The organism is Niveibacterium terrae (assembly GCF_048213115.1).
Classification (GTDB): domain Bacteria; phylum Pseudomonadota; class Gammaproteobacteria; order Burkholderiales; family Rhodocyclaceae; genus Niveibacterium; species Niveibacterium terrae.
Genome location: NZ_CP172404.1, coordinates 3667743 through 3672587, shown reverse-complemented (window position 1 = coordinate 3672587; position 4845 = coordinate 3667743). Strand labels below are relative to the sequence as shown.

4 protein-coding genes are annotated in these 4845 nt (G+C 63.2%); all 4 read left to right on the top strand.

Annotated features, from left to right (window positions below):
• Nucleotides 1-238 precede the first annotated feature (238 nt).
• The 4 genes from ACHFB9_RS16975 (at nucleotide 239) to ACHFB9_RS16960 (ending at nucleotide 4837) form a co-directional block, all read left to right on the top strand.
• Nucleotides 239-766, top strand: a complete 528-nt coding sequence (locus ACHFB9_RS16975) for a hypothetical protein (RefSeq protein ID WP_417068700.1) — start codon at nucleotides 239-241, stop codon at nucleotides 764-766.
• A gap of 196 nt (nucleotides 767-962) precedes the next feature.
• Entirely contained in the window at nucleotides 963-1676 is a 714-nt protein-coding gene (locus ACHFB9_RS16970; RefSeq protein WP_417068699.1) for a hypothetical protein, read from the top strand.
• Between the two features lie 111 nt (nucleotides 1677-1787).
• Nucleotides 1788-3059 carry a TolC family outer membrane protein gene (locus ACHFB9_RS16965; protein WP_417068698.1) on the top strand — a complete coding sequence of 424 codons (1272 nt, stop codon included), beginning with the start codon at nucleotides 1788-1790 and terminating at the stop codon, nucleotides 3057-3059.
• A 68-nt stretch (nucleotides 3060-3127) separates the two neighbouring features.
• Nucleotides 3128-4837: an efflux RND transporter periplasmic adaptor subunit gene (locus tag ACHFB9_RS16960; RefSeq protein WP_417068697.1), complete on the top strand. Its 1710-nt coding sequence runs from the start codon at nucleotides 3128-3130 to the stop codon at nucleotides 4835-4837.
• The last annotated feature ends 8 nt before the right edge of the window (nucleotides 4838-4845 follow it).

The window sequence follows — 4845 nt, the reverse complement described above, 5'->3', positions numbered from 1 at the left end:
AGAGAGGCGGATGAAGGGGGCTTCGCCTACGTTGATGCCTTCGAAAATGCAGAGGCAAGCCTATTCGCCAGGCAGATTTCTGCAATTTATCAAGTTACGGGGCCAAAGTTACGGGGCCAGGTCTTGTATTCGATCATCTTGATGTAATTCAAAGCCAGGCTTCGTCGCTCTCGGAGCCGCTAAGTACTTTCGGGTGATTCCCGTGTTGGACTGATGCTGTGCATTTGAGGAAATTAAAATGAATAGAAAAGTTGCTTCATTGTTTGTGGCTCTGTTCTGCTTCTCTCTGGCGTTCTCTGAAAAGGTTTTGGCTGGTGAGTCAGATAGGATGGGGAACGTGCCTGATGGAAGGCCTATGGCGCCGAAGGCGGTTTATTCGGGTGTGAGATGCGATCGACTGGTGTCGGTGTTTGTGGAGTCGTATATAAAGGCCGGTTTTTCTGAAAAAAAGCGAAAAAAGTATGGTAATGCTTATTATGTTTTTGTTGATCTGGAGTTCGGGTTTGATGGTTTCGGCGTAAAAGGAGGTGAGTCATACAGCATCAGTTATCCTCGTGAGAAAAGAAGCTGTTCCGTGATTAGAACTACAGGAGGCCCCGATTTGCGCTATTCAAATGTCGGCGCTGAAAAGTTGGAAGCCTTCTCGCGAAAAATGGAAGTGGCTGATCGCAATGCGTTGTTACTAATACGGTCAAAGTTGGGGAAGTCACCCGTTTGCGATTGTGGCTCGGTAGATAATTGTTCTTATGGCATGGGGTGTTGGTGAGGGGGTAGGGGGGGCTTGCATTCGATCATTTTGAAGTGGCCCAGTTGTTCCCTCTGATAGGAAGAGTAAGTGGCTGAGGTAAAGGTGTGTCGGGTGTTGTTCTTTTTGCTTGGTGTTGGCGTTATTCCAGATAATAAGGCTGTGATTTTTTAAAGGCTGTCCGGTGAATTCAGAGTCAGGAATCAGATTTTTTGGAGTGGCGCCTATCGAAGCCAAGCCGGGCCTGGCGCTGACTCTGCTCGATCTGCCGGTCGGCGCCCGTCTGAGTGATGGCCGGCACAGCGTCTGCACAGTTGACGCGGCCTGCTGCGTCGATGTGACGCGCTGGCGGTTGGATCGGCTGACGCTGGCCCTGCCCGAGGGCGTCGAGGCGCCGTCCTGTCTGCGCCTGATGGCGACCGCGCTCAAAGGGGGCCGGGCGACGCGCTGCGTCCATGAAGTTCCGCTGCGCAGCCTGAGCGAAGTGGTGCGCGAACTGAAGCTGAGCGGCCTGCCTCCGGGGAGTCGCCTCAGCGACGGCGCCCACGTAGTGCTCGCGCAGGCGCTGACGGATCCGGTCGATCTGCTCGGCTGGGATCTGGGGTGTTTGACTCTGCGACCCCCGCGCGGCTGGCATCAGGAGTTGCGCTTGAGTCTGGTCGTCAGAGGTTTCAGCGAGCGCGAGCGCGCGGCGCTCGGGGCTCTGCGGCTCAAACTGCTGTCCCCGAATGCGTATCTGGCAGGAAGCGACGAGGAGTTCGCTCAGGAGAGCCTGCCGGTCATGAACATCGTCGTCGAAGGCCTGCGGCCCGAGATGCCGCCCCTCTCGGTGCGCGGACGCTCGCTAGCGATCGACTTCTCCGATCCGGCGGACAAGGCTTTTGATGACGACGCTCTCGCGGCGCTGGAGAAAAAACTGCGTTTGAACTGAGGGCCGTTTTCTGTGCTTTGGGGATTAGTTTTGATGAGCGCAGCGGTGAAGGCTGAAAAGATTTTGTTGTGAAGGGATGTGGATTTGTCTGTTGGATCGATCAGAACTTGTTTGGCTGCTTTGGCTCTTTGGGCCTGTTCCCCCTGTTTCGCGGTCAATCTTTCCGAGCTGCTGCTGAGCGCGCGGGCGCGCGATCCGGCCTATGCGATCGCGAAGGCCCAGGCCGATGCCGCGCACCAGCGCTGGCGGCAGGCGCGCGCGGGCATGTTGCCGGTCGTGAACTTCACCGCGTCGGCCACTCAGGCCAATTTCGATGAGGTCAAGGTGCAGGACCGGCGCTTCTCGACCGAGCTATGGGCCTACCAGCTGACCCAGCCCCTGGTCCATCCGGTCAACAACTTCGCGCTTGCCGAGGCGCAGTACCAGGAGCGGCAGGCTCAGGCGCAGCTCGCTGCGGCGGAGTCGGACCTCGCGCAGCGGGTCGCGACCGCGTGGTTCGATGTGCTGAGCGCCCAGGAGGTGCTGCGCGCGATCGGCGCCCAGAAGGAGGCTTCCCGGCTGCAGCTGACGACCGCACAGCGCAGCTTCGAGCTGGGCTCGGTGTCGATCGCCGATGTCCGCGAGGCGCAGGCGAAACATGCGGTCGTCGAGGCTCAGGAAGCCCAGGCGGACAGCGATCTGCTGCTCAAGCGCGCGACATTGGGCCAGATTGCCGGCCGTCCGGTCGGAGAGCTCAGTTCTGCCGAGTGGATGAAGCCGGATCTGATGTCGCGGCTGGGGCCACTCGATGAATGGCTCAGACTCGCACGAGAGGGCAATCCGACGATCGCCCAGGCCAGCCACCAGCTGGTGGCCGCCGGTCTGGAGGTCGGCAAGGCCCGGGCGGGTCATGCGCCCAGTGTCGATTTCACGCTCAACTACAGCTACGACAACGCGTCGGGCACGACGACCAGCCGCTATCCGTCCCACAACAAGACGCTGCAGTATGGCGTCCAGCTCACGGTGCCGATCTTCGCCGGCTTCGGGACGGACGCGAAGGTCGGCGAGGCGGTGGCGCTGCGCGAGAAGGCGAAAGGGGATCTGTATCAGTCCGACGATCAGGTTCTGCTGTCGGTGAAGCAGGCCTACTACGGTCTGCGCGGGGCGCTGTATCAGCTCACGGCCTTGGAGACCGCGCAAGCCGCCAACGCGGTCGCGGTCCGGGCCAATCTGCGCGGCTATCAGGTCGGCATGCGCACCAACGTCGATGTGCTGAACGCCCAGGCCCAGCTCTACCAGACCGAGAAGGATCTGGCGAAGGCGCGCACCGATGCCTGGCTCAATTACATCCGCCTGAGGATTCTGTCCGGGCGGTGGTCGGAGAATGATCTGCATGCGTTCTGAGTTTGCGATGAAGCGGCGGGCGAGCGTGCTCCGTCTGTGCCCGATCATTGTGTGTGGCGGGGGCGAGCATGGGGCTTGAGAACCCGGATCCGCTGCTGGAGACGCTGCAGGACAGCATCGCGACCTTGCTCAAACAGCTGACAGCGCTGGGCGTGCCCTGCAAGGGGATTGCTCTTCTCGACGGCGAAGGTCATGCGCTGCTGCCCTTTGCCGATGCGGGCACGCCCTTGACCGAGGCGATCGGGCAGCTCTTCGCGCGCGTGCTCGCGGAGCGCCAGCTGTCCATCGCCCGCGATGGCGCGGCCGGCTTTCTGCTCGCTTATCCGCTTCCGGGCGGCGAGGGCAAGCTCGCCCACGTGTTCATGGTCTGGCTGGAGGCGGTTTCCGAGCAGAACGTCGCTCAGCTGCGTCTGGCCATGGGCTGGCTGCATCTGCCTTTCCTGCAGGGGGCGGCCGAGCGCGGCGACGACGCGCTGTATCTGCTCGACATGCAGGCCAATGTGTTCTCGCAGCGCAAGGCGAGGGCGGGGGCCCAGGAATGGGTCAACCGGATCGCCCAGCTGCTGCGCCATGACCGCGACGAGGCCAGCTGTTCGGTCGCGTATTTCCGGATGCTCGATCCCGGTGTCGCCGTGCCGCGCTGGTGGGTGACTTCGGACACGGCTTCGGCCGAGAGCGGGACGGCAGCGCTGCACGCCGCGACCGATGTCGCGACCCGCGCCGCACTCGAATTCCGCGAGCTGACGCTGGCGGATGCCTGGGCGTTTCCGGTCATCGACGAGGGCGAGATCGTCGGCGTCCTGGTCGTCAGCGGGGCCGCGCCCGCGCCGCGAGCGCTCGCGCTGGTGCGGGCGAGCGCCAGCGTGGTCGGGCCTCTGCTGGGGCATTGGCGGCTCTCCGAGCAGGGCCTCGGCGCGCACGTCTGGGCGGCCACCCGCGAGGGGATGCGCAAGCTGCGCGAGCCGGGCTTCCTGACCTGGAAGCTCGGGGCGGTCTGCGTGCTGGCGAGCCTGGGGCTGGTGCTGCTGATTCCGTTCGACGACCACGCCGTGGCCAAGGTGGTCGTCGAAGGGCATTCCCAGCAGGTGATCTCGGCGCCCTTCGAGGGCTATTGGGCCGAGGTGAAAGTGCGCCCCGGAGATCCGGTCAAGGAAGGGCAGTTGATCGCGCGTCTGGATACGCGCGACCTGAAGGTGGAGCAGGAGAAGCTGCGCAGCGAGCGGGATCAGGCCAGCGGCAAGCTGCGCCAGGCCTTATCCGAAGGCGATTCGGCGACGGTGCAGCAGGTCTCGGCCCAGCTGCGTCAGTCCGAGGCTCAGCTCGCGCTGGTCGAGGCGAAGCTGCAGCGCGCCGAGATCCGCGCTCCGGCGGATGGCGCGATCCTGACCGGGGACTGGTATGACCAGATCGGCAGCCCCGTCGAGGCCGGCAAGAAGCTCTTCGAGATCGCCGCCGGCAAAGGCTACCGCGTCGTGCTGCAGGTCCCCGAGGAGGAGATCGCGCGCGTGGCCTTGAGTCAGACCGGCGAGATCCGCGTGACCGGCTTGCCGCAGACCCGGTTTGCGTTTCGCGTCAATCGCGTCACCGCGGTTGCAGCGCTCGACGACCACAAGAACACCTTCCGGGTCGAAGCCCGGCTCGACGATGCGAATGCGCCGCTGCGCCCCGGCATGCAGGGCGTGGGCAAGATCGTCGTGGCGCGCAGCAATCTGCTGACGATCGCGATGCGGCCGCTCGCGCAGTGGGCGCGGATGAAGCTCTGGGCGATGTGGGGCTAGGCGAGAGA